Genomic DNA, 26,015 nt, shown 5'->3' on the forward strand with positions numbered 1-26,015 from the left:
ACACCCGTTTATGGCTCGTCGAGAAGCACCCGCAGCCGGACCGGGAAGTCGCGCTCTGATCGTCGACGTGGTCCGGTCCTCAGTGGCCATCAGCCGGGTCGAGCTCGCCGAGCTGACCGGGCTCACCCAGCCGTCGATCTCCAACATCGTCCGCGACCTGATCGCCGACGGCATCATCCACGAGGTCGGCTCGGCCGACTCGGTGCTGGGCCGGCGCCGCAAACTCATCGCGATCAGCCCGGCCAACCGGTTCGGCGTCGGCTTCAACCTCGGGCCGGACACCGTCACCTGCGTCGCGATCGACCTGACCGGCGGGGTGGTCGGCCGCGAGGTCGTCCCGCGCCTGCCTGACGAGATCTGGCGCGCCGACCGGCTGGCGGAGCGGTTCGACGCGTTCACCGACGGGCTGGCGCTGCCCCGCGACCGGATCGAGGGGCTGGCCATCGTCATGCCGGCGCCCGGCCCGGGCGGAGCGGATCGGCCGCAGCCCGGCGGCGGCCATTCGCAACCCGGCCAGGCACATCCCGGCCAGGCGCCGGGCGCAGCCGGGCTCGGCCTTTCGCAGGGCGCCGGGCTCGGCCTTTCGCAGGCAGCCGGGCTCGGCCTTTCGCAGGCAGCCGCCGGGCTCGGTGACGACTCGGCTGAGGTGCGCACCGAGCTGGAGAAGCGGCTCGGCGTGTCGGTGCTGGTGGAGAACGACGCGGCGGCCGCGGCTCTCGGCGAGTTCTGGAGCCGCCGGGTGTCCCGCGAGCAGGCCTTCGGCTGCATCTACCTGTCCACCGGCATCGGCGCCGGGTTCGTCTTCGGCGGGGCGCTCTACCGCGGGGCGAGCTTCGGCGCCGGCGAGCTCGGCCACGTATCCATCGACTACGCCGGGCGCTCCTGCCCGTGCGGCAACCTGGGCTGCGTCGAGCAGTATGCGTCGATGCGCGCCATCGTGCTCGCCGCGCGGGAGCACCCGGGCCTGCGCTCCCGGCTGCCGTTGGACGGGAGCGAGTCGAGTGCCTACGACGCCGTCGCCCGGGCCGCGGTCAACGGCGACCAGGACGCCTACCAGGTGCTGGACCAGGCGGCCGAACGGCTGAGCGCGGCCGCGACCTCGATGGTGAACCTGCTGGATCTCGGCCGGCTGGTGCTCACCGGGCCGGGTGTGGCCCGCGCCGGGTCGATCTTCGCGCGACGGTTGCGCGGTCACCTGGAGCGGACCGCGCACTCCCGGCGGCGGCACGGGGTGACCGTGGAGCTGTCGGCGCAGCCCCGGGACGCGGCCGGCATCGGCGCCGCGGCGCTGGTGGTGCAGGCCTCGGTCGCGCCCGGACACACCCCGGGCCAGACGGCCTGAGGCCGCCCTTCCCCGCTCATGGCGGCCTCCGGGCCGCGCCCGACCCTCACGGCCACCCCCGGCACGGCGGCTGACCAGCCTCCCCCTGCCTCCCGGCCGCGTCTCGGTCCCGGCCGCCCCACGCCTCGCGGCCGCGGCTCCCCTGTCTCCCGGCCGCGCCTCGGTCCCGGCCTCCCCGGGCCTCGCGGCCGCGCCTCGGCCCCGGCCGCCCTCGATCGCTGCTTACTTAAATTATTAATGCACCTATTGACACGTCCGTAACAGCTCCCTGAAGCTGTCGTCACACAAGCGACGCTCCCCCGAAGGAGGTCCACCCCCGTGAAGATCCCCGTTCGCGCACTGACCGCGACGCTGGCCGCCTCCGCCCTGATGGCGACCGCGGCCGTCTCGGTCGCCGGCCCGGCACAGGCGTTCCCCGCCACGTCCAAGCAGACCGTCATCAACTATCTGAAATCGATCACCGGCAACCACATCGTCAGCGGCCAGCACAACAAGGAGCCGGCCACCTCACCCGGCCAGTACACCCAGCAGGCGCACGACATCACCGGCCAGTGGCCGGGCCTGTGGGGCGGCGACATGATGTTCAACTCCACCGACGTCGCCAACCGGCAACGGGTCGTCGACCAGGCCAAGACCGAGTGGGCCAACGGCTCGCTGGTCGCGCTGACCTGGCACGCCTGCTCCCCCACCGTCGGGGCCACCTGCAACTTCGACGGCGGCGTCAAGACCAGCATCACCAACACCCAGTTCCAGCAGATCGTCACCGGCGGCACCAGCCTCAACGCCACCTGGCGCAGCCGGATGGCCGCCGTCGTCCCGTATCTCAAGCAGCTCAAGGACGCCGGCATCCCGGTGCTCTGGCGGCCGTTCCACGAGATGAACGAGACCTGGAACTGGCGGCGCCAAGATCTATCAGCAGATGAAGGACTACTTCGACAGCCAGGGCCTGGACAACCTGATCTGGGTCTGGAACGTCCAGGACAACCCAGCCGGCGGCTGGGCGGGTTATTACCCGGGCAGCAACTACGTCGACGTGGTGTCGCTCGACGCCTGGTACAAGAACTACCCCTCGGCGTCGGACTACTCGCAGATCCAGTCGATCGCCGCGGGCAAGCCGATCGCGATCGCCGAGATGGGCAAGCTGCCCACCGCGGCCCTGCTCGACAGCCAGCCCAAGTGGACCTACTTCATGATCTGGTCCGAGCAGCTGCGCGGCAACAACAGCAACGCGGAGATCCAGTCCGCGTACTACCTGCCCCGGGTCTACAACCAGGGCGAAGTCAAGTTCTGATCGGTCCGGCGCCGCTTGTCCGCCGACAGGCGGCGCCGGCCGTTCATCCCCGTGAAAGAGAACGACGGAGGAACGCGATGGCCAAGCGGCGGGTCGGTCTGGTGCTGGCCCGGGCCTCCCAGGTGCTCGGCGAGGAGCCGTACTACCACGAGTTCATCGAAGGGCTCGAGCGTGTGCTGACCCCGGCCGGCATCTCGGTGCTGGTCACGGTCGTCACCGATCGGGACGCCGAGAAGTCCACCTATCGGCGGTGGTCGGCCGGGCAGCTGGTCGACGGCGTGATCATGGTCGATCTCAGCCCGGGCGACGACCGGGTCGGCCTGGTACGCCGGCTGGGCCTGCGCGTGGTGGTGATCGGCGATCCGTCCACCGCCGGCGGGCTGCCGACGGTGTGGACCGACGACGCCGGGTTCGCGCGCGAGGTGGTCCGGTTCCTGGCCGAGCGCGGGCACGTGGTGCTCGGCCACGTCAGCGGGCCGCGTCGGCTCGCGCACACCCAGCTGCGCTCCGGCGGCTTCGCGATCGAGGCCGCCGCCCGGGGCCTGCGCGTGATCAGCGTCGAAGGCGACTACTCGCAGGAGCACGGCCGCGCGGTCACCGGGCAGTTGCTCACCGCCGGGCCGATGCGGCCGACAGCGATGGTGTACGACAACGACCTGATGGCCCTAGGCGGCCTGGACGCGATCCGGGACCACGGACTGCGCGTTCCCGACGATCTCTCAGTGGTCGCCTGGGACGACTCGGCCCAGTGTCAGCTGGCCGTTCCGGCCCTCTCCGCGATGAGCCACGACGTCAGCCGGGTCGGCGAGATAGCCGGCCAGGCAGTTCTCGACACCCTCCGGGGAGACACGCCTGCCGACGTCTACGAAGCGCCCCGGGCGCACGTCGTCGAACGCGACACCACAGTGAAGGAATAGGAACCGTTGACCCTCTCACCCCTGGACACCGGCTGGCTCCGCGAGGAGACCTCGCGCCTGCTCGATTTCGGACGCGCCTTTCCGCACCCGCGGGGCGGGGCGGCCTGGCTGCGCACCGACGGAACCCCGGACCTCGACGCACCGCGCCACACCTGGATCACCGCGCGGATGGCGCACGTCTACAGCGTGGCCACCCTGCTCGACGTGCCCGGGGCCGGCCCGCTGGCCGACGCGGCACTGGCCGGTCTCACCGGCGTCCTGCACGACCGGCGGCACGGCGGCTGGCACTCCTCGGTCACCTCCGACGACGTTCCCGCGGGCGACAAGACCGGTTATGACCACGCGTTCGTCGTCCTCGCCGCGGCCTCGGGCACGCTCGCCCGGCGCCCGGGCGCGGAGGCGCTGCTGACCGAGGCGCTCGACACCCTCGTAGGGCGCTTCTGGGAACCCGGACCCGCGATGTTCGCCGACCGGTGGGACTCCGGCTGGCAGCGGCTCGACGACTACCGGGGGCTCAACGCCAACATGCACGCGGTCGAGGCGATGCTCGCCGCGTTCGACGCCACCGGCCGGCCGGACTGCCTGGAACGAGCCCTGGCGATCACCGAGCGGACCGCCGGCCTCGGACGGCAGCACGGCTGGCGGCTGCCCGAGCACTTCGACGCCCGGTGGACGCCTCGGCTCGACCATCACCGGGACCGGCCGGACGACCCGTTCCAGCCGTACGGCGCCACGGTCGGGCACGCGCTGGAGTGGTCGCGCCTGATCCTGCCCCTCGAGGCCACCCTCGGCACCGCGGCGCCGGACTGGCTGCTCCCGGCGGCCGAAGCGCTGTTCGCCCGGGCCGTCGCGGACGGATGGGCGGTCGACGGCGCGCCCGGTTTCGTCTACACCACCGACTGGGACGGCACCCCGGTGGTCCGGCAGCGGATGCACTGGGTCGCCGCGGAGGCGATCGCCGCGGCCGCGGCCCTGCACACCCGGACCGGCGACGCGACCTACGCCCAGTGGTACGACACCTGGTCCACCTACGTCCGCGCCCATGTCCTCGACCTGCGGAACGGCTCGTGGTGGCACGAGCTGGACCCCGGCAACCGACCGGCCGATGCCACCTGGTCCGGCAAGCCCGACCTCTACCACGCCGTGCAGGCCACCCTGATCCCCCGCGCCCCGCTCACCCCCGGTCTGGCCGCCGCCTGCGCGATCGGAGCAGTCCGATGAGGCGCTTCCTGGTGGTCGGCGAGGCGATCGTCGACGTGATCTCACAACCGGCACGCGAGATGCCCGGCGGCAGCCCCGCCAACGTGGCAGCCGGCCTGGGCCGGCTCGGTCACGACGTCGACCTGTGGACCCACATCGGCGCCGACCCGGCCGGTGACCTGCTGCGCGAGCACCTCACCGGCTCCGGCGTCACCCTGCCGGCCCCGATCGCCGGCGTGAGCTCCCGCGCCCTCGCCGAGATCCAGCCGGACGGCTCCGCCCGCTACCGGTTCGCCGTCGACTGGCCACGCTGGCCGGACGGCCCGGCCCCCGCCGCACCCGCGCACCACCTGCACACCGGCTCGGTAGCCGCGCTCCTGGCACCCGGCGCCGACGACGTCGCCCGGCTCCTGCGGGATCGCCGCGCCACGACGACGATCAGTTACGACCCGAACATCCGGCCCTCGCTGGTCGGCACGCCGGACGACTGCCGCACCCGGGTGGAGGATCTGGTCGCCACCAGCGACGTGGTCAAGGCGAGCGACGAGGACCTCGCCTGGCTCTACCCCGGCGCACCACCGGCCGACGTCGCCCGGCGCTGGCTCGGTCTGGGCCCGGCCCTGGTCTGCGTGACCGCGGGCGCCGACGGCGCGTTCGGGGTCGCCGCCGACGTGCACGTCACGGTCCCGCGGGTCGCCGTCACCGTCGTCGACACGGTCGGTGCCGGCGACGCGTTCATGTCGGGCCTGCTCGACGCGCTGTGGCAGCGGAACCTGCTCGGCGCCGCCGCCCGCACCCGGCTCCGGCGCATCACCGGCGACGACGTGCACGACGTGCTCTCCCACGCGGCGCTCTCCGCCGCGCTCACGGTCGCCCGCGCGGGCGCCGCCCCACCCACCAGAGACGACCTCCTCGGAGCATCCGCATGAGACTCCCGGCCGCGCTCACGTTCCTCGCCGTCGGCCTGCTGGTCACCGCGTGCGACAGCGGCACCCCCACCTCGACCGACGACGCGCACGTGACCTCCTCGGGCGAGGGCCGCAACGGTGTCGGGGTGGTGCTGCCGGACACCGAGAGCTCACCCCGGTGGAAGACCGATCACCCACAGGCCCTGGCGGCCGCGTTCGAGGCGGCCCAGGTCCCGTACGAGATCCAGAACGCCGAGGGCGACAAGGACGTCTTCACCGCGATCGCCGCCCGCATGCTCGACAGCGGCGTGAAGGTCCTGATGATCGCGAATCTGGACTCGGTGAGCGGCAAAGCCGTGATCGACAACGCCCGGGCGCACCACGTCCCGGTGATCGACTACGACCGGCTCACGCTCAACGGCGGCGCCGACTACTACGTCAGCTACGACAACGAGAAGATCGGTGTCCAGCAGGCGGACGGCCTGATCAGCTGCCTGCGGGCCAGGAAGGCCACCCGGCCGGTGATCGCCGAGCTGAACGGCTCGCCGACCGACAACAACGCCACCCTGTTCAAGGACGGCTACGACGCGGTCCTGCAGCGCAAGTACGACACCGGCGCCTACCTGAAGGGTCCCGACCAGTTCGTCCCGGCGTGGGACCCGGCCGAGGGCAAGACCGTCTTCACCCAGATGCTCCGGCAGTGGCCGGACATCAACGGTGTGCTCGCCGCCAACGACAACCTCGCCAACGTGGTGATCGAGGTGCTCCGGGCCGAGGGCCGCAACGGCGACGTACCGGTCACCGGTCAGGACGCCACCGTGCAGGGCCTGCAGAACGTGCTCGCCGGCGACCAGTGCATGACCGTCTACAAGGCCGCCCGGTCCGAGGCCGAGGCGGCCGCCGAACTGGCGATCGGGCTGGTCCAGAACCGGAAGATCCCGGTCACCGGCAAGGTCAAGGATCCCGGTTCGGGCGCCTACGTCCCGGCCGTCCTGCTGACGCCGACCCCGATCACCGCCGGCAACATCCTGACCACCGTCATCCGCGACAAGGCCGTCACCACCGACCAGCTCTGCACCGCGAAATACCTGGCCAAGTGCCGGAAATACGGCCTCATACCCTGATCAGGAGCGTGATCCACCAGCGGCGAAGGCCCGACAACCACCTATTCGGTACGGGTGACAGCCGCCCTCCGCACGCTCTCCGCCCGCGCCCAGCGCTCCCGGCGGCGCCACCTGCTGCCCACCTGCACCCAGAGGAACGCCGGCACGTGCCGCCACAACTCCGGCGCGGCGAGCACGGCCCTCGCGTTGCTCCGCCCCCGCTCCTCCCGCTCGCCGTTGCACCGCCGCCACCTCGCCAGCTCCGCGTTGCCCCGCCGCCACCGGGCCAGCACCCGGCTCAACTCCGCACCACCCGGGAGCACCAGCAGGAACCCGCCCCCGTCCACGACCACCCGCTCGTCCCGGGCGAACCGTGACCGTACAAAAGCGTCATCGGCGACCACGGCCGGAAAGTCACCCCAGCGACCCCGGCCCGCGGCGTTCACCGCGTAGCACCCGCCGCCGAACACGTCACCGTGCACCGACGGCAGCCGCGACCAGACCTCGGCGAACCCCCGGCCCACCCGGTCGCCCGGGCGCACCAGGACCGGCCGCGGCCCCGCCATGACCGGCCCGCCGGCCGTCTCCAGCACGGCCAGCAGCGCCCGCAGCGTGCCCGGCGTGATCACCGTGTCCGCGTCGAGGTAGACGACCGGGCCGCCGCGCAGGTGCTCGTTCGCCGCGTTCAGCGCCGCGGGCTTCCCGGCGACCGGCAGTTCCAGCACGACCAGGTCGACGCCGGGGCCCGCGGACCGGGCGATCTCCGCGGTGGCGTCCGCACACCCGTTCGCCACCACGACCACCCGCACGTCCAGCCCGCGCGAGTCCGCCACGACCGCGGCCAGGCACGCCCCGACCAGCGCTTCCTCGTCGTGCGCCGGCACCACCACGTCGACCCGCCCACGCACCGCAGCCCCGGGACCGAAATCGTTCACCGGGACCCCTGCGGGCCGGCCAGGCGCGAGGCCGCGTGCACCGCCAGGAAGATCGCTGCCGCGGGCCAGGCCGCCGGCTTCGCCAGCAGCGAGCGGACGATCCCCCGGTGCCGGATGTGGTCGTCCGGGAACGGCGGCCGCGCCGCGAGATCCGCCAGCTCCCGGTTGCCTCGCTGATAGCGGCGCCGCGCACGGAGCAGGTCCATCAGGCCGTCCGGAGCCACCACCTCGTACGACTCGGAGGCGACCACCAGGCGCTCGTGCGGGGCGAAGTGCCACCGCACCCACTTGTCGTCGGAGTGCAGGTCGGGCAGTTCCCCCCAGCGCGACCGCCCCTCGGCCGACACGGCGTAGGCCCCGCACGTCGCCGGCGACCGCCGCACGTAGGGCAGGTCCCGCCAGATCCGGAAGTACGCCCGGGTCACCGCACTGCGGGCGGACACCAGCCGCAGGCTCGGCACCGCGAAGTGCACCCCGGTGCCGGGCGACAGCGCCGCGACCAGCCCGGCCACCGCGCGGGGTGAGAGCACCGCGTCCTGGTCCAGGTAGAGCCGGGCCCCGGGCGGCAGCAACCGGTCGGCGGCCCGTAACGCCGCGGACCGGCCCGCCGTCGTACGGATGACCGTGCACCGCATGCCCACGGCCCGCAGCGTCGGCGCCAGCGCGACGGCCCGGTCGTAGCTGTCGGCGCGGCCGTCGTTCACCGCGACCACGACGTGCAGCCCGCGCGTCCGGGTCTGCCGGGCCAGCGCGGCCATGCTGCGATCCAGCAACGCGGAGCCCCGGTGCGTCGGGATCACCACCCCCAAGCCGGTCACGGTTTCCCCCCGGTCCGTCGACACGACCTGCATCGTCGCATCAGGACAGTGGGCGGCCCATTGACTGATCGTCTCGCATCGATACCCGAGTGGCCGACGGCGCTAGCCGCGCCCCGCGGGTTCGAAGCAGCGGACCACGCCCTTGCCCGCGTCCTTGGCCTGGTAGAGCGCACGGTCGGCGTCGGCCAGGATCTGGTCGAGGTCGTCGCGGGGCCCGACCGCGACGCTGACCCCGATGCTGCCCTTGACCCGCATGGTCACTCCGGCGACGAGCATCGGCGCGGCGAGCTGCTCGAGGATCCGGTCGCCGGCCGCGACGGCGTCGTCGAGGCCGGTGACCTCCGGGACCAGGATCACGAACTCGTCGCCGCCCAGGCGCGCGACGGTGTCACCCTGGCGCAGCGCAGCGCCGATCCGTTCACCGGCCTGGATGAGCAGCGTGTCCCCGGCCGCGTGGCCCTGGGTGTCGTTGACCTTCTTGAACCCGTCCAGGTCGAGGACCATCACCGCGGTGATGGTGTCCGGCGCCGCCCGGGCGAGCACGGCGCGGGCGCCGGTGTAGAAGGCGGCCCGGTTCGGCAGTCCGGTCAGCGTGTCGTGGTGTGCCAGGTGATCCAGGCGGTGCCGCTGCTCCTCCAGGTCGGTGACCAGTGCCTTGACGGCGAGCAGGTTGAGGAACTGCCGGGCCATCGCCAGCACCGAGGTGCCGAGCAGGGTCCAGATCAGGACCGGGTTCAGGACGCCGGTGTGCGCGTACGGAACAGCGACGGAGCTCAGCGCCACAGCTACCGGGAGGTACGGGAGAATGCTCCAGGAGCCGGTGGGCTCACCGTCAGCGGCGTTGTCCTCCGGCGCCACCGCGCTCTGGCTGACCAGTCCGATGGCCAGCCCGGCGATCAGGTACACCGCGCCGAGGCCGTTGGCGTACCAGGTCAGGCCCTCTGTCCGGTTGTGCACACTGATGATCGCGGCGAGGGCGAACGCGCCCATCCCGCCGGCCAGCGTCCGCATCGAGTGGTAGCGGCCCGCCGCCGGGCGTGACATCAGCATCAGCGCGAGCGCCGCGGCGATCACCTCGGGCAGGATCGTCAGCACGAACACCCCGCGCTCACCGGGGTGCAGGCCGACGAACACCTGGGCCAGGACGAGTTGCCAGGCGGTCGCGAAGATCGCCCCGGCCACGGTGGTGACGTCGATGGCGTAGGTGGCCCGGGCGATCCGGTTCGGGAAGGACGGCACGGCCACCAGGACGGCCGGCATCGCCATCAGCGCGGCCGCGGTCCCGAAGGCGTCCGCCGCGCCGTCGACCAGCGAGCGGGAGCCGATCACCGCGTCGGCGGTGTAGAGCAGGTAGGACGTGCCGAGCAGGGCGCCGGCGATCGCGCCGAAGTGCAGTCCTAGGCGCTGCCGGCCACGCTGGGCGCGGGCCTGCCGCCGGAATCCCACCCAGGCGTACCACCCGGCGACCCCGATCGGCAGGCAGCAGGCGATCAGGCCGGCCCGCTCGGAGACGTGCGGCAGCATCAGCTGCAGGGCGACCCCGGCCAGCACGACGGCGGCCACCCTCGCCGCTAACCGGTTGTTCACGGCCTCTCGATCGGCACGGCGGGTGCCGACTGAAGCATCCCCGCGGCCCGGGCCTGGCTACGCTTGCCCGGTGGATCACCATCCACCCGACGAGCCACCGGAGGACCACGTGTCACAGCCGACCATCTACGACGACGTCCAGATCGCCGATCTGCGGGGTGAGCCGCTCGACCTCGACCGGTTCCGCGGCACCGCCACCCTGGTCGTCAACGTCGCCTCCCGGTGCGGCCTGACCCCGCAGTACGCGGTGCTGGAGCAGATCCACGCGCGCTACGCGGACCGCGGCTTCACCGTGCTGGGCGTGCCGTGCAACCAGTTCGGCGGGCAGGAACCGGGCAGCGCCGAGGAGATCTCCGAGTTCTGCAGCGCGACCTACGGCGTCACGTTCCCGATGACCGAGAAGGTGGAGGTCAACGGCGACGGCCGGCACCCGCTCTACCAGGGCCTGACCACCGAGCCGGACGCCGAGGGCTACGCCGGCGACATCCGGTGGAACTTCGAGAAGTTCCTGGTCGGCCCGGACGGCGTGGTCCGCGCCCGGTTCGGCCCGAAGACCCAGCCGGACGCCCCCGAGGTCACCGCCGCGATCGAAGCGGCGCTGCCCGCCTGAGCTCCTTGCCGACCTGCGATGCGGCCGCGCGTCGATCTAGCCGAGTGCGGGTCGCTCGGCGGTGAGCCGGCCGAGCAGGTCGACGAGCCGGCCCAGATCGTCGTCGGACCAGCTCCGGACCCGCCCGTAGAACTCCTTGCCCCGCTCCTCCAGCGTCGCGGCGACCCGGTCCCGGCCGTCCGCGCTCAGCCGCACGACAGTGCCGCGCCTGTCCTCCGGGGCCGGTGACGCGTCCAGCAGCCCGAGCGCCCGCATCTTCCCGATCAGGGTGCTGGTCGAGCTGCGGTCCATGCCGACCGCCTCGGCGACCTGGCTGGGCCGCGCCGGCCCGAACGCGTACAGCCAGCGCGCGATGTGGAACGCGGCCGGTTGCAGCTGCGGGTGGAAGTGCGCGGCACTGCGCTCGCTCAGCGCCCGGGTCGCGCTGACCAGCGCGTTGATCTGCTCGCCGAGCGCCAGCTCGAGATCGTGCCGCCCCGAAGTAGTTTGCATATCTCCACTATACCGCCTACTTTGATGGAGAAATACAAACTACTTTCGCACGGCCGGACAGGACCCCGCATGCCTCTCACCATCGTCATCACCGGCGCCACCAGCGGGTTGGGCCGCCTCGCCGCCCTCGAGCTGGCGCGCCGCGGCGCCCGCGTCGTGATCACCGCCCGCAGCCGCGAGCGTGCCGAGCACACCCGTCAGGAGATCGGCTCGGACCCGGCCGACGTGTTCCTGGGCGACTTCACTCGGCTCGACGACGTGCGGCGCGTCGGCGCGCAGATCGCCGACCGGTACGACCACGTCGACGTCCTGGTCAACAACGCCGGCCTGCACGCCTTCGAGCAGCGCACCACCCCGGACGGCTTCCCGGAGATGGTCGCGGTCAACTACCTGGCACCGTGGCTGCTCACCGACGCGTTGCTGCCCGCCCTGCTCCGCGCTCCCGCGGCCCGGGTCGTCACCGTCGCCTCCGAGGCCTCGCGCCGCCACGGCACGCTGCGGATCCCGGCGGACCTGACCGCGACGACGCCGTTCACCGCTCGCGGATCGTCCGCGCACTACGGCCGGTCGAAGCTGCTCGGCATCATGTTCACCATGGAGCTCGCCCGGCGGCTGGCCGGCACCACGGTCACCGCGAACTGCCTGGACCCGGGCTTCAACACCACCGGCCTGGGCCGCGAGCTCCGCTTCGCCGGCGCCCTGGAGAAGGTGCTCACCCGGCTCGGGATCGGCGATCCGGCCCGCGGCGCCGGCCTGATCGTCGCCCTCGCCGGCGACCCCGCCTACGCCGGTCGCTCCGGCGGCTACTACACCGTCCGCGGGCACCGTGAGATCCAGCCCGCCGCGCCCGGTGACGATCCGCGCCGGCAGGCCGAGCTGTGGGCCGAGACCCAGCAGCTGATCGAAGCCCGCTGACTAGGCTCATGAACCATGACGACCTCAGCCATCCGCACGATCGCGGCCCTGCGCAGTGAGTACGACCTCCTCGCCGGCACGGTCCCCAGCCTCTCCGCCGACCAGCTCACCGGCCCGTCCGGCGCCACCGAGTGGACGATCGCCGACGTCCTCTCGCACCTGGGCAGCGGCGCCGAGATCACCCACGCCGGCCTGCGCGCGGCGCTGGGCGAGGCGGAAGCGCCCGGGCCGGACTTCAACCAGGGCATCTGGGACCGGTGGAACGCGCTCAGCCCGCAGGACCAGGCGCTCGGCTCGCTCGCCGCCAACGACGCGCTGATCACCGCGCTCGAGACGATCCCGGCCGACCGGCACGACGACCTCAAGTTCAACGTCGGCTTCCTGCCCGAGCCGCTGTCGCTGGCGTCCTTCGCCGGCATACGGCTGAGCGAGACCGCCCCGCACGTCTGGGACGTCCTGGTCGGCGTCGACCCGGCGGCCGGGCTCAGCGAGCAGTCCGCGCAGCTGCTGGCCGAGCACCTCAGCGGGGGCATCAGCATCCTGCTCGGCTTCATCGGCAAGCCCGACGCGGTCAGCGCGCCGGCGGTCGTCGAGATCAGCAAGACGCCGTACCGGATCGTCCTCGCCGACAAGGCCGCGCTGACCACGGACGCCACGCCGGCCACCGCCACGTTCGACGGGCCGCTGGAGGCCGCGGTGCGGCTGCTCTACGGCCGGTTGACCCCGCAGCACACCCCGGCCGGCCTCGCGGTCTCCGGCAACGTGACGCTCGACGAGCTGCGCGCCGCGTTCCCCGGTTTCTGACCGCTGTCGTCCGGCCCCTCGTCACGCATAACCGACTGGTTACCTGGGTACATGCGACGTCCCGTAGGTTGGGCGATCACAGGTACACATCCGCTGACGAGGGGCCGGACCACACCATGACAGCGGTATCGGACGACCAGCGGGCCCTCTTCGGGCAGTCCACCGCGGTCTTCGCCTCGCTCACCGGCCCGGCACACGTGGTGGAGTCGGCGAACCCGGCCTACGCCGCCACGTTCGGCGCGGAGCAGTCGCCCGCCGCGCTCGCCGCCGACCTGGACGCGGCCTTCCGTACCGGCGAGGCCAGCACCGCCCGGGACATCCGGATCGTGCTCGGTGCCGGCCCGCTCGAGCGGGAGGCGTTCTTCGACTTCACCTACGAGCCGCGCCTCGACCCGGACGGCGTGGTGACCGGGATCCACCTGATAGGCGTGGAGACCACCCAGGTCAAGCACGCCCAGCGGCTGATGGCCGAGCACCGGGTGCTGCTGGAGCAGATCGCCCGGCAGGCGCCGCTGGCCGAGGTGCTCGACGGGATGGCCCGCAAGATCGAGGATCTCGCGCCGCAGGAGGTGCTCGTCTCGGTGCTGCTCGCCGACCCGGACGGGCTGCACCTGCGGCACGGCGCCGCGCCCAGCCTGCCGGACTTCTACAACGAGGCGATCGACGGGATCGCCACCGGCGACGGTGTCGGCTCCTGCGGCACCGCCGCCCACCGCCGGGAACCGGTGATCGTCACGGACATCACCACCGACCCGTTCTGGGCCGACTTCAAGGACCTGGCTGGCCGGGCCGACCTGGCCGCCTGCTGGTCCACGCCGATCCTGGCCCGCGACGGCAGCCTGCTCGGCACGTTCGCGATGTACCACCGCACCCCGCGCGTCCCGCAGGACTCCGACCTGGCCCTGGCCCAGATCTTCGCCGGCACCGCGGCCCTGGCCATCGAACGCCACCACATCGAGCAGGCGAAAACGGTCGCCGAGGCCCACGCCGCGTCCGCCCGCGACGAGCTGACCAAGGCGGTCCTGGCCGAGCAGAAGCTGCGCGCCGAGGCCGAGGAGCGCGCCGCCGCGGCCGCCGAACTCGCCGCGCAGATGCGCACCGCCGCCGCGGCACAGGCCACCGCCCCGCACCCGGAACGCTGCCAGCTCGGCGGCAAAGCCGGCTGCGCCGAACCCGCCGAGATCAAGCTCGCCGACTCGTGGGGCGACGCGGCGTGGGGCTGCCCGGCCCACGTCGAAGAGGTCATCATCAACGTCCGCTCGGTCTTCATCGCCAGCGAAGAGCTCGGCGGCCTGGCCACCTACCTCAACCGCTGACCCCTTTGTGGTACGCCCACCGGGCGCGAGACCGCAGCCACGCCAGGCCGTGCCGCGACTAGCGACCCCGGCTGGCGCTGGGGGTTGCCTCCGGGCCGTTGAGACAACCCTGAGCACCAGCCGACACCGCGAGTCGCGCCGCGGCCGGGAGTGGTTGCGGTCTGGCGTCGGCCTCACGGGCGGGACGCGGCTCGTAGCCTGCGGACGTGCGCTCCGTGTGCGTACCGGAAAGGGGTTGTCAGAGGCGGCTGAGCGGTGACCACTGCTTGATCGTGAAGGCGTCGGCGTCGCGGGCGATCTCCAGCGCGCCGTGGCCGCTGAAGTGGGCCGGGAGCACCAGCGCTCCGGTGTCGGCGGCCCAGCCGAGCAGCTCGCGGCGGATGTTCCCGGCGGCCCGCGGGTCCTCGCAGAAGCAGCTGCTGTGACCGAGTTCCATCACCTGCAGCGGGGTGTGGACCAGGTCGCCGGCGAACAGCGCACGGTCGGTGCCGGACGTCAGTTTCAGCACGCTCGAGCCGGGGGTGTGGCCGGGCGCGGCCTCCAGGCGCAGGTTCGCGTCGATGTCGTGGCTGCCCTCCCACTGCTGGACCTGACCGGAGCTGAGCACCGGGACGACGCTGTCGGCGAACGCGTTCTCGTTGACGCCGCCGGCGATGGCCGGGTTGTTCGCCGGGTCCCAGAAGACCACGTCGGGCCGGGGCATCAGGTAGGTCGCGTTCGGGAAGGTCGGCACCCACTCGCCGTGGACCAGGCGGGTGTTCCAGCCGATGTGGTCGACGTGCAGGTGCGTGTTGACCACCAGGTCGACGTCCTCCGGCTGGACGCCGGCCCGGGCCAGGCTGCCGAGGAAGTCGGTGCTCAGGTGGTCCCAGAACTCGGCGGCCGGGCGGGGCTTGTCGTTGCCGACGCCGGTGTCGATCAGGATGGTGCGGCCCTCGCTGCGCAGCACCCAGGTCTGCACGGCCGCGTGCACGATGCCGTCGGCGAGGTGGTCCGGGGTCAGCGCGGCCTCGTGGCGCTGCCAGACCTCGTCCGGCACGGTCGGGAAGAACGCGCCGGTGGGCATCAGCGGCCCGTGCATCTCCTCGACCCGGGTCACCGTGACGTCGCCCAGTTTGATGTCGTTCATGCCTTTTGCTCCCAGTTTTGGGGCGCGCGCCATCCACGCACGCCGCAGGGGTGATCAGATTTAGTCGTGCAGTGCGGTGGCCGGGTTGGCGACCGTGGTGCCGTGCGCCAGCAGCGACATCGCCGCCCGGGACGGTGAGCCGGGCTCGGTGGTGGCGATCACCACGATGCCGCCCTGCTCGGTGCGCAGCGACTGCTGGGTCACGGTCATCGCGCCGACCAGCGGATGCCGCATCTCGTAGGTGGCGTGCCCGGCCGCCTTGACCCGGTGCGCCGCCCACATCTCGGCGAATTCCGGGCTGCGCACGGTCAGGTCACCGAGCAGCGCCGCGAGCGCCGGATCGTTCGGGAACTGCCCGGCCGCCAGCCGCAGGGTGCCGACCGCGGCGCGGGCCTTGGCCGGCCAGTCCGCGTACAGCTCGCGGGTGTGTGCGTCCAGGAAGACCAGGCGGGACATGTTCGGCCGGTGCCGGGGTTGGTCGGGACCGGTCACGTCGAGGTGGCCGGCGTAGAGGGCGTGGCCCATCCGGTTCCAGGCCAGCACGTCGCCGATCCGGCCGAGGACCAGCACCGGGGCCTCGCCCATCGCCTCGACCAGCTGCTCCAGCTGGGCCGTCATCCGCTCCGGCGGGGAACGGCGCGACGGCGTGCGGACCCGGGTGCCCGCGGCCAGGTCGGTCAGGTGCCGGCGTTCGGCGGCGTCGAGGCGCAGCGCCCGGGCGATCGCGTCGAGCACCTCCGGGGAGGCGTTCAGCGCGTAACCCTGCTCCAGCCGGGCGTAGTACGACGCGCTGACTCCGGCCAGCAGGGCCAGCTCCTCGCGGCGCAGGCCCGGCACCCGGCGCCGGTCGCCGTACTCGTCGAGCCCCAGATCCTGCGGCCGCACCTGCGATCGGCGCGTCTGCAGGAAACTCTCCGAGCTGCCGCCTGTTGTCCATGAGACGAGTATCGGCACCGGGCCGCGGGCCAGCCACACCCTGCCAGGGGTACGACCGGCCACGCGCGTCAGCGCAGATCCGCCGCGAGCACGCGCGCCAGCCACCCCTCGTAGTCCGCCGCCGCCCAGCCCCGGCCCACGGTGAGCTCGGTGTACGGCCGCGGCCCGGTCAGCACCCAGCAGGCGTCCGGACGGGCCGATCCCCGGCCACGGCGAGCCGTTCACCGGCAGCCCGCAGGCCGCGGCCGACCAGGCCCGCCGGGCCGGAATCCAGTGATCAGGCAGCCGGCAGCGTCTTCGCGACCAGCGTGAGCACGTCGTAGGTGGCGACCGGTGACCCGTCCTGGTTGGTCACCAGCGCGTCCCAGCGCACCTCGCCGTAGTCCGCGCTGTTGCGGGGCTTGATCTGCTTGACGGTGAGCGTCACGCCGATCGTGTCGCCGGCCTTGACCGGGGTAAGGAACCGCAGGTCATCGACGCCGTAGTTGGCCAGCACCGGCCCGGGCGCCGGGTCGACGAACAGACCGGCCGCGAGCGAGACGACCAGGTAGCCGTGTGCCACGATGCCGCCGAACAGCGGGTTGCGGGCGGCCGCCTCCGGGTCGGTGTGCGCATAGAACGTGTCGCCGGTGAACTCGGCGAAGTGCTCGATGTCGGCCAGGCTCACCGTGCGCGTCGCGGAGCGGATGGTGTCACCGACGCGCAGCTCGGCCAGGCTCTTGCGGAACGGGTGGACGGCCTCCTCGCGCCGCGCCGCGCCGGTGGTCCACTGCCCGGTGACCGCGGTCATCAGGTCCGGGGACGCCTGGATCGCGGTCCGCTGCAGGTGGTGCAGGACGGCGCGGACGCCGCCGAGCTCCTCGCCGCCGCCGGCGCGTCCCGGGCCGCCGTGCACCAGCATCGGCAGCGGGGAGCCGTGGCCGGTGGACTCCTTGGCGTCGTCCCGGTCGAGCAGCAGCACCCGGCCGTGCCACGGCGCCAGGCCGAGCACGACGGTCCGCGCGACGTCCGGGTCGTGGGTGGCGACCGACGCCACCAGGCTGCCCTTGCCGCGGGCCGCCAGGGCGACCGCCTCGTCCAGCCCGTCGTAGGTCAGCACCGTGCTGACCGGCCCGAACGGCTCGACGTTGTGCGGCTCGACCGCGCCCGGGGTGGCACGCAGCACCAGCGGGGTGAGGAACGCGCCGCGCTCGGAGTCCCCGTCGAGCAGCGCCCCGCCGTCCAGGTCACCGACGACCACCTCGGAGCTGGCCCGCAGCGCCTCGATCGCCTTGCGCACCTCGTCACGCTGTCCGAGACTGGCCAGCGCGCCCATCCGTACGTCCGGGTTGCGCGGGTCGCCCACGGTGATCCGGGCCAGCTTGGCGGCCAGCGCGTCGACCACCGCGCCGGCGATCGACGACGGCACGATGACCCGGCGGATCGCGGTGCACTTCTGCCCGGCCTTGACCGTCATCTCGGCGATCACGCCCTTGACGAACAGGTCGAACTCCGGGTCGTCGACCCGCACGTCCGGGCCGAGGATGGAGCAGTTCAGCGAGTCGGCCTCGACGCCGAGCCGCACGCCGCCGTCGATGACGTTCGGGTGGCGGCGCAGGATGCCGGCGGTGTGCGCCGAGCCGGTGAACGCCACCGAGTCCTGCACGGTCAGCTCGTCGAGCAGGCTGCCGGCGCTGCCGCAGATCAGCTGCAGGGCGCCCTCGGGCAGGATCCCGGACTCGATGATGCGCCGGACGACCAGCTCGGTCAGATAGGCGGTCTGGCTGCCCGGCTTCACGATGGTCGGCAGCCCGGCGAGCAGCGCCGGGGCGAGCTTCTCGATCATGCCCCAGACCGGGAAGTTGAAGGCGTTGATCTGGACGGCGACACCGGGTCGCGACGTGTAGATGTGCTGCCCGACGAAGGTGCCCTGTTTGCCCAGCCGTTCGAGACCGCCGTCCAGCACGATCGTGTCGTTCGGCAGCTCCCGGACACCCTTGCTGGCGAAGCTGAACAGCGTGCCGATGCCGCCGTCCACGTCCACCGCGGTGTCCCGCACGGTCGCGCCGGTGCGGGTGGACAGCGCGCCGAACTCGTCCCGGCTCGCGCCGAGGTGCTTGGCGACCGCCTTGAGCAGCGACGCCCGCTGGTGGAACGTCAGCGCCCGCAGCGCGGGACCACCGGTCTCCTTCGCGTGACGCACCATCGCGCCGAGGTCGAGCCCACGGCTCGAGATCCGGGCGACCTCCTCGCCGGTGGCGGCGTCCAGCAGCGGGTCACCCTCATCGGCGGCGCGGAACCACCGTCCGGCGGCATAACTCTCCAGCAGCGTGCTCATGCTGCCTCCTCTCACAGGTCCCGATCGCGGCGAACGGTTGCGCTGAGTGCCACGTCCGTGTCACGTTATTACAGACCGATCGTTAGGTAAATGCCAACGTCCCCGGAAGAGGAGCCATGTCGACGACACCCGTGGAGCCGGCGGAGGCTGCTCGGCAAGCCGCGTTCGACGCGACGATCGCGCACCACGACCGGATCGAGCCGCGCGACTGGATGCCGGACGGCTACCGGAAGACGCTGATCCGGCAGATCGCCCAGCACGCGCACTCCGAGATCATCGGCATGCAGCCGGAGGGCAACTGGATCGGCCGGGCACCGTCACTGCGACGCAAGGCGATCCTGCTGGCCAAGGTCCAGGACGAGGCCGGCCACGGGCTGTACCTCTACTCGGCCTGCGAGACGCTCGGCATCGCGCGCTCCGAGCTGGTCGACATGCTGCTCTCCGGCCGGCAGAAGTACTCCTCCATCTTCAACTACCCGACCCTCTCGTACGCCGATGTCGGCACGATCGGCTGGCTCGTCGACGGCGCCGCGATCTGCAACCAGGTCCCGCTGTGCCGCACGTCGTACGGCCCGTACGGCCGGGCCATGATCCGGATCTGCAAGGAGGAGTCGTTCCACCAGCGGCAGGGCTACGAGTTGCTCCGCACGATGATGGACGGCACCGACGAGCAGCGCGCCATGGTGCAGGAGTCGGTCGACCGGTTCTGGTGGCCGTCGCTGATGATGTTCGGCCCGCCGAACACCGAGTCGCCGAACACCGAGCAGTCGATGGCCTGGGGCGTCAAGCGCAACTCCAACGACGAGCTGCGGCAGAAGTTCGTCGACATGACCGTCCCGCAGGCGCAGGCGCTCGGCGTCACCCTGCCCGACCCGGCACTGCGCTGGAACGCCGAACGTGATCACCACGACTTCGGCGAACCGGACTGGAGCGAGCTGACCGCCGTGATCCGGGGCAACGGCCCGTGCAACGCCGAGCGGATGGCGCACCGCCGCGCCGCGCACGAGGACGGCGCGTGGGTCCGCGAGGCCGCCACCGCGTTCGCCGCCCGCAGCGCCGCGAAGGCCGGTGCCCGATGAGCGCCGACCGGCGGGACTGGCCGCTCTACGAGGTGTTCGTCCGCGGCAAGCGGGGCCTGAACCACGTGCACGTCGGCTCGCTGCACGCGCCCGACGACACCCTCGCGCTGCGCAGCGCCCGGGACGTCTACACCCGGCGCAACGAGGGCGTGAGCATCTGGGTGGTCCGCGCCGACCTGATCACCGCGTCCAGCCCGGACGAGAAGGACCCGCTGTTCGCGCCGAGCGGCGACAAGGTCTACCGGCATCCCACGTTCTACGAGATCCCCGACGACGTCCCCCACATGTGAGAGAAGCCTGATGAACCACGACAGCGTCTACGACGGCCTGCTCGGCGGCGACTCGTCGCAGTGGGCGTTCGGCACCGACTTCGAAGATCCGCTGGCCGGTGTCGACACCACCGTGCCGGCCGGGGTCGACGGCGGCGAGCTGGCGGCGTACTGCCTGATGCTCGGCGACGACACGCTCGTGCTCTCCCAGCGGCTGGCCGAGTGGTGCAGCCGCGCGCCGGAGCTCGAGGAGGACATCGCCCTCGCGAACATGGCCCTGGACCTGCTCGGGCAGGCGCGGTTGCTGCTCGCCCGGGCCGCGGCCGCCGACCCGGCCGTCGTGCCGGTGCTGCCCGCGGGTTCCCCGGTTCCGGCCGAGGACGCGCTCGCGTTCTTCCGCGAGGCCGGGCAGTTCCGCAACGTCCGGCTGGCCGAGGTGGTGAACGGCGACTTCGCTCACGTAGTCGTACGACTGCTGCTCTTCTCGATCGCGAGGCTCGCGGTGCTGCAGCGGCTCAGCGGCAGTGGTGACGCGGTCCTGGCCGCGGTCGCGGCCAAAGGGGTCAAGGAGCTGACCTACCACCGGGATTGGGCCGGGCGCTGGTTCCTCACCCTCGCGCAGGGCACCGACGAGTCCCGGAAACGCCTGGTCAGCGCGCTGGAACAGCTCTGGCCGCTGCGCGACGAGCTGGTCACCGCGCACCCGGTCGAACTGTCGCTCGCCGCGGCCGGCATCGGCGTCGACCCGGCCGGCGTCCGCGACGAGACCGACGCCGTGCTCGACCAGGTGCTCGCCGTCGCCGAGGTGGACCGCCCGCAGCGCGCGCCGCTGGCCGGGATCGGCGGGCGCACCGGCCGCGACGGGATGCACACCGAGGCGCTGAGCCGGATGCTGGCCGAGATGCAGGTGGTCGCGCGCGCCCACCCCAGCGGCCGATGGTGAGCCTGCGGGAACGGGCCGCCGCCGTCGCCGGCACGGTCCGTGACCCCGAGATGCCGATGCTGACCCTTGCCGACCTGGGCGTGCTGCGCGACACCCAGGTGGACGGGGAGGTCGTCGTCGTATCGATCACCCCGACCTACTCGGGCTGCCCGGCGATGGCCACCATGCGTGACGACCTGGTGCACCGGCTGACCGACGCGGGGTTCCCGCGGGTCGAGGTGCGGGTGGTGCTCTCCCCCGCCTGGTCCAGCGACTGGATCACCGAGCACGGCCGGGCCGAGCTGCGCGCCGCCGGCCTGTCCGCGCCCGGCCCGGCAAAGAAGGGCCCGGTCGGTCTCACGCTCAGTCCGACCCGGCGGGCCCTGACCTGCCCGCGCTGCGGCTCGCCCCGCACCGAGGTGATCTCGGAGTTCGGCGCCACCGCATGCAAGGCGCTCTATCGCTGCGTGGACTGCTTCGAGCCGTTCGACCACGTCAAGGAGATCTGAGATGACCGCCGCCGTCAGCGACGTGGTCCGGCCGCGGACCTCACCCACGTTCCACGCGCTGCGGGTCAGCGCCGTCGAACGGCTCTGCGACGACGCGGTCGCGGTGACCTTCGACATTCCCGATCAACTGCTTCTTCTGTACGCGTTCCGCGCCGGACAGTCGCTCACCCTCCGCCGAGTGATCGACGGCCGGGAGGAACGTCGTTCCTACTCGATCTGCGCCCCGGTCGGCGCGCCGCCGCGTATCGGGGTGCGCGAGATCCCGGACGGCCTCTTCTCGTCCTGGCTCGTGCACGACGTGAAGCCCGGAACGGTCATCGAGGTGCAGACCCCGACCGGCGCCTGGGACGCCGACCCGTCGCGTGGTGAACGGCACCTGTGCATCGCGGCCGGCTCCGGGATCACCCCGCTGCTCTCCATCGCGGCCACCGTGCTGGCCCACCCGGACGCGCAGGTGTCGCTGCTCTACGGCAACCGGACCAGCAACACGGTGATGTTCGCCGAGGACCTCGGTGACCTGAAGAACCGGTACGGCGCCCGGCTGCAGGTCGCCCACGTGCTCTCCCGGGAACCCCGCGACGCCGAGCTGTTCTCCGGCCGCCTCGACCACGACCGCCTGCAGCGGCTGCTCACCGACCTGATCCCGGCCGAGGTGTTCGACCACGTCTGGCTCTGCGGCCCGCTCGCCATGATCGAGGACGCCCGCGCGGTGCTGACCGGCCTCGGCGTGCCGGCCGAGCGCGTCCACGTGGAACTGTTCTACGTCGACGCACCCCCGCCGCAGCCACGCCGGCCGGTCGCCGAACTGACCGGTGCGACGACCGCGCTGAGCGTGGTGCTCGACGGGCTGCGCACCACGACCAGCGTGCCGCGTGACGTGACGGTCCTCGATGGCGCGCAGGCCGGGCGGGCCGACCTGCCGTTCGCGTGCAAGGGCGGGGTGTGCGGCACGTGCCGGGCCCTGGTCCGGGACGGTGAGGTGGACATGCGCCGCAACTACGCCCTGGAGCCGGCCGAGGTCGAGGCGGGTTTCGTCCTGACCTGCCAGACGTTCCCGGTCAGCGACGCGGTAACCGTCGACTACGACGCCTGAGCCTCTTGGAGAGCCCTCTGATGTCTGAAGCTTTTGTCCTCTCCGGTGTGCGGACGCCGATCGGCCGTTATGGCGGCACGCTCGCCCACGTCCGCCCCGACGACCTCGCTGCCCTGGTGGTCGCGGAGGCCGTCGCGCGGGCCGGGATCGAGCCGGGCGCCGTCGACGAGGTGATCCTCGGCGCGGCCAACCAGGCCGGTGAGGACAACCGCAACGTGGCCCGGATGGCCGCGCTGCTGGCCGGCCTGCCCGACACGGTGCCCGGCTTCACCGTGAACCGGTTGTGCGCCTCCGGGCTCACCGCGGTCGCGACCGCCCGCGCGCTGATCGTCGCCGGGGACGCCGACGTGATCGTGGCCGGCGGGGTGGAGTCGATGACCCGCGCGCCGTGGGTCACCGAGAAGCCGTCGAAGGCGTTCGCCAAGCCCGGCGCCAGCTTCGACACCTCGATCGGCTGGCGCTTCACCAACCCGCGGTTCGACCCGGCGACGACCGCCACGATGCCGCAGACCGCCGAGACCGTCGCCGAACGCTGGAAGCTGACCCGCGAGGAGCTCGACGCGTTCGCGCTGCGCTCGCACCAGCGCGCCGTCGCAGCGATCAAGAACGGTCACTTCGCCGACGAGATCGTTCCGGTCCCGGTCCGCGGCGGCAGCGTCGGCACCGACGAGGGCCCGCGCGCCGACACCAGCCTCGACCGGCTCGCCGGGCTGCGGCCGATCCACGGCGAGGGTGGCCTGATCACCGCCGGGAACTCCTCCTCGCTCAACGACGGCGCGGCCGCCGTCGTGATCGTCAGCGACCGCTTCCTGGAACGCTCCGGGCTCACCCCGCGCGCCCGGCTGGTCGGCGCGGCCAACGCCGGTGTCCCGCCGGAGATCATGGGGATCGGCCCGGTGCCGGCCACCCGCAAGGTCCTGGACCGGGCCGGCTGGACCGTCGACGACCTGGACGCGGTCGAGCTCAACGAGGCGTTCGCGGCCCAGTCCCTGGCCTGCGTCCGCGACCTCGGCCTGGACCCGGAACGGGTGAACGCCGACGGCGGCGCCATCGCCCTCGGTCACCCGCTCGGCGCCTCCGGCACCCGGATCCTGGTCACCCTGCTCGGCCGGCTGGACCGCTCCGGCGGCCGGCGCGGGCTGGCGACCATGTGCGTGGGCGTGGGCCAGGGCAGTTCGCTGCTGGTGGAGCGGGTGTGACCGGCGCCGCGCTCAGCGACGGCGCACCACAGCACTGCGTGTGAAGTTACGGTGCGCACCGCACCCAAAGTCCCCACGCACGGCTCACCACAGCACTGCGTGGGGAGTTGTGGTGCGGAGCGCACCGCAACTTCACACACTCGGGGCTGTCAGCGGCGCAACAAGCCGTCGAAAGCGGTCGCCGCCAGCGCCGCCGCGACTGCCGGCGCGTCGAAGGCGCCGTCCGGCCGATACCACTCCACCAGCGAGTTCACCATGCCGAACAACAGGCGGCTGACCAGCTCCGGCGGCAGGTCGTCGCGCAGCGCGCCCTCGGCCACCGCCGCCCGCACCAGCCCGGCCAGCTGCTCGTCGAGCCAGCGCCGCCGCTTCAGCGCCTCCACCTCGACCGGCGTGTTCCCCCGGACCCGCAGCAGCAGCGTGACCGCCGGCTGGTGCGCGACGAGCACCTCGACCGACCGCCGCACCACCTCGCGCAGCCGGTCGTAGGCGCCACCCTCCGCGGCGTCACCGACCGCTTCGGACACCACCTCGGTCAGCTCGTCGAGCGCGTCGGCCAGGGCCAGCCGCAGCAGGTCGTCCTTGCTGGCGAAGTGGTGGTAGATCGCCGACTTGGTGAGCCCGAGCTCCTTGGCCAGGTCGCCGACGCTCGTCGCGTCGTACCCCCGGCGGTTGAACAACTCCACCGCGGTCCGCAGCACGGCCGCCTGGTCGTACCCGGGCCGGCCGCGCCCCCGGCGCATCTGGGGTACCGAGTCGGCGGTTGTCACCCCGCAAGCCTCTCACGACCCGATCGATGCGGCCCGGCAAGGTCCGCCGTGCGATCAGACCGTTCCCTCCATCGTACGAATGATCAAACCGGTCCCGAGCGCGACCACCACGACCGCGCTGGCCAGAGGCAGCAGCCGGGCCCACCCGCCTGTCCGGAAACGGTCAGAAACCGTGACCAGCCCCCGGGCCCGCACCAGCAGCACGCCGATCCCGATCAGCACGGCGGCGAGTCCCACGCTGAACGACAGGATCAGCAACATCCCGACGGCGACGTGCCCGAGCCCGACCGCCAGGATCATCACGCCGAGCGCCTCCGGACAGGGCACCAGCCCGCCGGAGACCCCCAGCGCCACCACCGACCCCAGCCCCGGCCGGGCAGCGGCCGGAGAGTGATCGTGGTCATGGGTGTGGTCGTGCGCGTGGGAGTGACGGTGACCGTGCACCCACGGCAGCACCCCCCGGCGCTGCCACAACAACCGCAGTCCCAGCCCGAGCACCAGCACCCCGGAGATCAGCTCCAGTGCGGGCACCAGCACGTCCGGCACCGCGAACCGGCTGGCCAGCAGCGCCACCGTCCCGATCACCAGCACCGACGACGTGTGCGTGACGGTCACCGACACGCCCAGCGCCAGCGCGTCCCGGACCCGCGCGCCACTGCCGACCAGGTACGCCGCCATCATGGTCTTGCCATGTCCCGGGGTGAGCGCGTGGAACGCGCCGAGCACCATGGCCAGCGCGATCGCGGCCACCGTGACCCACACCGACCGGGACGGATCCTGCACCATCGACAGCAGGCGCTCGATCCCCCACCCGCCGGGCTCCGGTGGCGCCGCCGGCACCACGGCCGTGTCGCCGAGGACCGTGAACGTCGCGCTGACCTGCTGCTGCGCCTCGTCGTGCCGCTGCTCGCCGATCGTGACCGGCGCCTGCTTCGGCGCGAGCACGGCCACCTGGTACTGCGGCTTGGCCGGGGTGAAGTCGTCGCGGTAGAACAGCGTGTGGTCGCCGGCCGCAGGGATCAGCGGGCCGGTCGCGGTGAGATGCAGGACGCCGTACCCGGCTTGCGACTGGAGGTAGGTCGGCAGTTCCACATCGGTCAGCGCGAGCGGCACCGGGGTGTCGTCCACACGCAGGGACAGTTCCGCCACCACGCGACGGGCGTAGGCGAGGCCCTCGTCCGTACTGAAAAGCTTGTTGTGGTCGCGGTCGAGATCGGCGATGAAGTCCGCGGCGACCAGCACCCCGGCCGCCAGATCGACCTCGACGGTGACCGCGTCGGGAGCGACCGTGACGTAGGAGGTCTGCCGGGACACGTCGAGCGGATGGGCCCAGGCGGGGCTCACGGGGAGCAGCAGGAGGAGGACCGTCACCACAAAGGGCGCCAGCAGCAGGGCCGGCACCCTCCGCGCGCGGCCGGAGGCCGAGGTCGTCATCAGTCGATCGCTGAGCCGTAGTCGTTCTGCGGGTCGCGGTAGATCCCGTGGATCCTGCTGATACGCAGGCAGACAAACGAGAAGCGGGGCGCCGCCGTCGGCAAAAATTACAACAGGATT

The 26,015-nt window shown here is 72.5% G+C and carries 25 protein-coding genes and 1 pseudogene; 17 read left to right on the top strand and 9 right to left on the bottom strand.

What is annotated here, in order from left to right; all coding sequences use genetic code 11:
• Positions 1–10 precede the first annotated feature (10 nt).
• From ADL15_RS30790 to ADL15_RS30815, 7 genes and pseudogenes are all read left to right on the top strand, one after another.
• Positions 11–1,342: an ROK family transcriptional regulator gene (locus ADL15_RS30790; protein WP_083971948.1), complete on the top strand. Its 1,332-nt coding sequence runs from the start codon at positions 11–13 to the stop codon at positions 1,340–1,342.
• Between the two features lie 369 nt (positions 1,343–1,711).
• Positions 1,712–2,179 (top strand): annotated as a pseudogene (locus ADL15_RS56590) (glycosyl hydrolase); the annotation flags it as partial.
• A gap of 82 nt (positions 2,180–2,261) precedes the next feature.
• The gene (locus ADL15_RS56595) at positions 2,262–2,633 is read left to right on the top strand and encodes a glycosyl hydrolase (protein WP_269748397.1); all 372 of its coding nucleotides are present in this window, start codon (positions 2,262–2,264) and stop codon (positions 2,631–2,633) included.
• Between the two features lie 77 nt (positions 2,634–2,710).
• Positions 2,711–3,550 carry a LacI family DNA-binding transcriptional regulator gene (locus tag ADL15_RS30800; protein ID WP_067698494.1) on the top strand — a complete coding sequence of 280 codons (840 nt, stop codon included), beginning with the start codon at positions 2,711–2,713 and terminating at the stop codon, positions 3,548–3,550.
• Between the two features lie 6 nt (positions 3,551–3,556).
• Complete coding sequence (locus tag ADL15_RS30805; protein ID WP_067698496.1) at positions 3,557–4,771, top strand: AGE family epimerase/isomerase; 1,215 nt, start codon at positions 3,557–3,559, stop codon at positions 4,769–4,771.
• The gene (locus ADL15_RS30810) at positions 4,768–5,679 is read left to right on the top strand and encodes a carbohydrate kinase family protein (protein WP_067698498.1); all 912 of its coding nucleotides are present in this window, start codon (positions 4,768–4,770) and stop codon (positions 5,677–5,679) included. The genes ADL15_RS30805 and ADL15_RS30810 overlap by 4 nt, the downstream gene beginning before the upstream one ends.
• The gene (locus ADL15_RS30815) at positions 5,676–6,782 is read left to right on the top strand and encodes a sugar ABC transporter substrate-binding protein (RefSeq protein WP_067698500.1); all 1,107 of its coding nucleotides are present in this window, start codon (positions 5,676–5,678) and stop codon (positions 6,780–6,782) included. The genes ADL15_RS30810 and ADL15_RS30815 overlap by 4 nt, the downstream gene beginning before the upstream one ends.
• 41 nt (positions 6,783–6,823) lie before the next feature.
• On the opposite strand, the gene ADL15_RS30820 is transcribed toward ADL15_RS30815, so the two are convergent.
• From ADL15_RS30820 to ADL15_RS30830, 3 genes are all read right to left on the bottom strand, one after another.
• Positions 6,824–7,696: a glycosyltransferase gene (locus tag ADL15_RS30820; RefSeq protein WP_198171083.1), complete on the bottom strand. Its 873-nt coding sequence runs from the start codon at positions 7,694–7,696 to the stop codon at positions 6,824–6,826.
• Complete coding sequence (locus ADL15_RS53345) at positions 7,693–8,538, bottom strand: glycosyltransferase family protein (protein ID WP_198171084.1); 846 nt, start codon at positions 8,536–8,538, stop codon at positions 7,693–7,695. The genes ADL15_RS30820 and ADL15_RS53345 overlap by 4 nt, the downstream gene beginning before the upstream one ends.
• A 78-nt stretch (positions 8,539–8,616) precedes the next feature.
• Complete coding sequence (locus ADL15_RS30830; RefSeq protein WP_157441703.1) at positions 8,617–10,101, bottom strand: GGDEF domain-containing protein; 1,485 nt, start codon at positions 10,099–10,101, stop codon at positions 8,617–8,619.
• Between the two features lie 142 nt (positions 10,102–10,243).
• On the opposite strand from ADL15_RS30830, the gene ADL15_RS30835 reads away from it, so the two are divergent.
• Complete coding sequence (locus ADL15_RS30835) at positions 10,244–10,711, top strand: glutathione peroxidase (protein ID WP_338025587.1); 468 nt, start codon at positions 10,244–10,246, stop codon at positions 10,709–10,711.
• Positions 10,712–10,747: 36 nt separating this feature from the next.
• On the opposite strand, the gene ADL15_RS30840 is transcribed toward ADL15_RS30835, so the two are convergent.
• Positions 10,748–11,203 (bottom strand): MarR family winged helix-turn-helix transcriptional regulator, encoded by a 456-nt coding sequence (locus tag ADL15_RS30840; protein WP_067698509.1) that lies wholly within the window; start codon positions 11,201–11,203, stop codon positions 10,748–10,750.
• Positions 11,204–11,272: 69 nt separating this feature from the next.
• On the opposite strand from ADL15_RS30840, the gene ADL15_RS30845 reads away from it, so the two are divergent.
• The 3 genes from ADL15_RS30845 (at position 11,273) to ADL15_RS30855 (ending at position 14,238) form a co-directional block, all read left to right on the top strand.
• A complete protein-coding gene (locus tag ADL15_RS30845) occupies positions 11,273–12,118 on the top strand; it encodes an SDR family NAD(P)-dependent oxidoreductase (RefSeq protein ID WP_067698511.1) in 846 nt (281 codons plus the stop codon).
• 15 nt (positions 12,119–12,133) lie between these two features.
• On the top strand, positions 12,134–12,922 hold the full coding sequence (locus tag ADL15_RS30850; protein ID WP_067698513.1) for a maleylpyruvate isomerase N-terminal domain-containing protein: 789 nt from the start codon (positions 12,134–12,136) through the stop codon (positions 12,920–12,922).
• Positions 12,923–13,038: 116 nt separating this feature from the next.
• Entirely contained in the window at positions 13,039–14,238 is a 1,200-nt protein-coding gene (locus ADL15_RS30855; protein ID WP_067698515.1) for a GAF domain-containing protein, read from the top strand.
• Positions 14,239–14,476: 238 nt separating this feature from the next.
• On the opposite strand, the gene ADL15_RS30860 is transcribed toward ADL15_RS30855, so the two are convergent.
• From ADL15_RS30860 to paaZ, 3 genes are all read right to left on the bottom strand, one after another.
• A complete protein-coding gene (locus ADL15_RS30860) occupies positions 14,477–15,367 on the bottom strand; it encodes an MBL fold metallo-hydrolase (protein WP_067698517.1) in 891 nt (296 codons plus the stop codon).
• 60 nt (positions 15,368–15,427) lie between these two features.
• Positions 15,428–16,252 carry a helix-turn-helix domain-containing protein gene (locus tag ADL15_RS30865; protein ID WP_067698519.1) on the bottom strand — a complete coding sequence of 275 codons (825 nt, stop codon included), beginning with the start codon at positions 16,250–16,252 and terminating at the stop codon, positions 15,428–15,430.
• Between the two features lie 328 nt (positions 16,253–16,580).
• A complete protein-coding gene (paaZ, locus tag ADL15_RS30870) occupies positions 16,581–18,620 on the bottom strand; it encodes a phenylacetic acid degradation bifunctional protein PaaZ (protein ID WP_067698521.1) in 2,040 nt (679 codons plus the stop codon).
• A gap of 116 nt (positions 18,621–18,736) precedes the next feature.
• On the opposite strand from paaZ, the gene paaA reads away from it, so the two are divergent.
• Genes paaA through ADL15_RS30900 form a run of 6 tightly spaced genes read left to right on the top strand, consistent with a single transcriptional unit; the run spans position 18,737 to position 23,691 of the window.
• Positions 18,737–19,699, top strand: coding sequence for a 1,2-phenylacetyl-CoA epoxidase subunit PaaA (gene paaA / locus ADL15_RS30875; protein ID WP_067698523.1), 963 nt, complete (start codon positions 18,737–18,739; stop codon positions 19,697–19,699).
• On the top strand, positions 19,696–19,989 hold the full coding sequence (paaB, locus tag ADL15_RS30880; protein ID WP_067698525.1) for a 1,2-phenylacetyl-CoA epoxidase subunit PaaB: 294 nt from the start codon (positions 19,696–19,698) through the stop codon (positions 19,987–19,989). The genes paaA and paaB overlap by 4 nt, the downstream gene beginning before the upstream one ends.
• A 10-nt stretch (positions 19,990–19,999) precedes the next feature.
• Entirely contained in the window at positions 20,000–20,911 is a 912-nt protein-coding gene (gene paaC / locus ADL15_RS30885) for a 1,2-phenylacetyl-CoA epoxidase subunit PaaC (protein ID WP_157441704.1), read from the top strand.
• Positions 20,905–21,399, top strand: coding sequence for a 1,2-phenylacetyl-CoA epoxidase subunit PaaD (paaD, locus tag ADL15_RS30890; RefSeq protein ID WP_067698528.1), 495 nt, complete (start codon positions 20,905–20,907; stop codon positions 21,397–21,399). Before paaC ends, paaD begins: the two co-directional genes overlap by 7 nt.
• A gap of 1 nt (position 21,400) precedes the next feature.
• Entirely contained in the window at positions 21,401–22,492 is a 1,092-nt protein-coding gene (gene paaE / locus ADL15_RS30895; protein WP_067698530.1) for a 1,2-phenylacetyl-CoA epoxidase subunit PaaE, read from the top strand.
• Positions 22,493–22,512: 20 nt separating this feature from the next.
• Positions 22,513–23,691, top strand: a complete 1,179-nt coding sequence (locus tag ADL15_RS30900; RefSeq protein WP_067698532.1) for a thiolase family protein — start codon at positions 22,513–22,515, stop codon at positions 23,689–23,691.
• A gap of 149 nt (positions 23,692–23,840) precedes the next feature.
• Here ADL15_RS30900 and ADL15_RS30905 read toward each other — a convergent pair whose 3' ends face one another.
• Entirely contained in the window at positions 23,841–24,461 is a 621-nt protein-coding gene (locus tag ADL15_RS30905; protein WP_232344521.1) for a TetR/AcrR family transcriptional regulator, read from the bottom strand.
• A 54-nt stretch (positions 24,462–24,515) separates the two neighbouring features.
• Complete coding sequence (locus ADL15_RS30910; RefSeq protein ID WP_157441705.1) at positions 24,516–25,895, bottom strand: nickel/cobalt transporter; 1,380 nt, start codon at positions 25,893–25,895, stop codon at positions 24,516–24,518.
• Positions 25,896–26,015: the final 120 nt, after the last annotated feature.

The organism is Actinoplanes awajinensis subsp. mycoplanecinus (assembly GCF_001509495.1).
Classification (GTDB): domain Bacteria; phylum Actinomycetota; class Actinomycetes; order Mycobacteriales; family Micromonosporaceae; genus Actinoplanes; species Actinoplanes palleronii.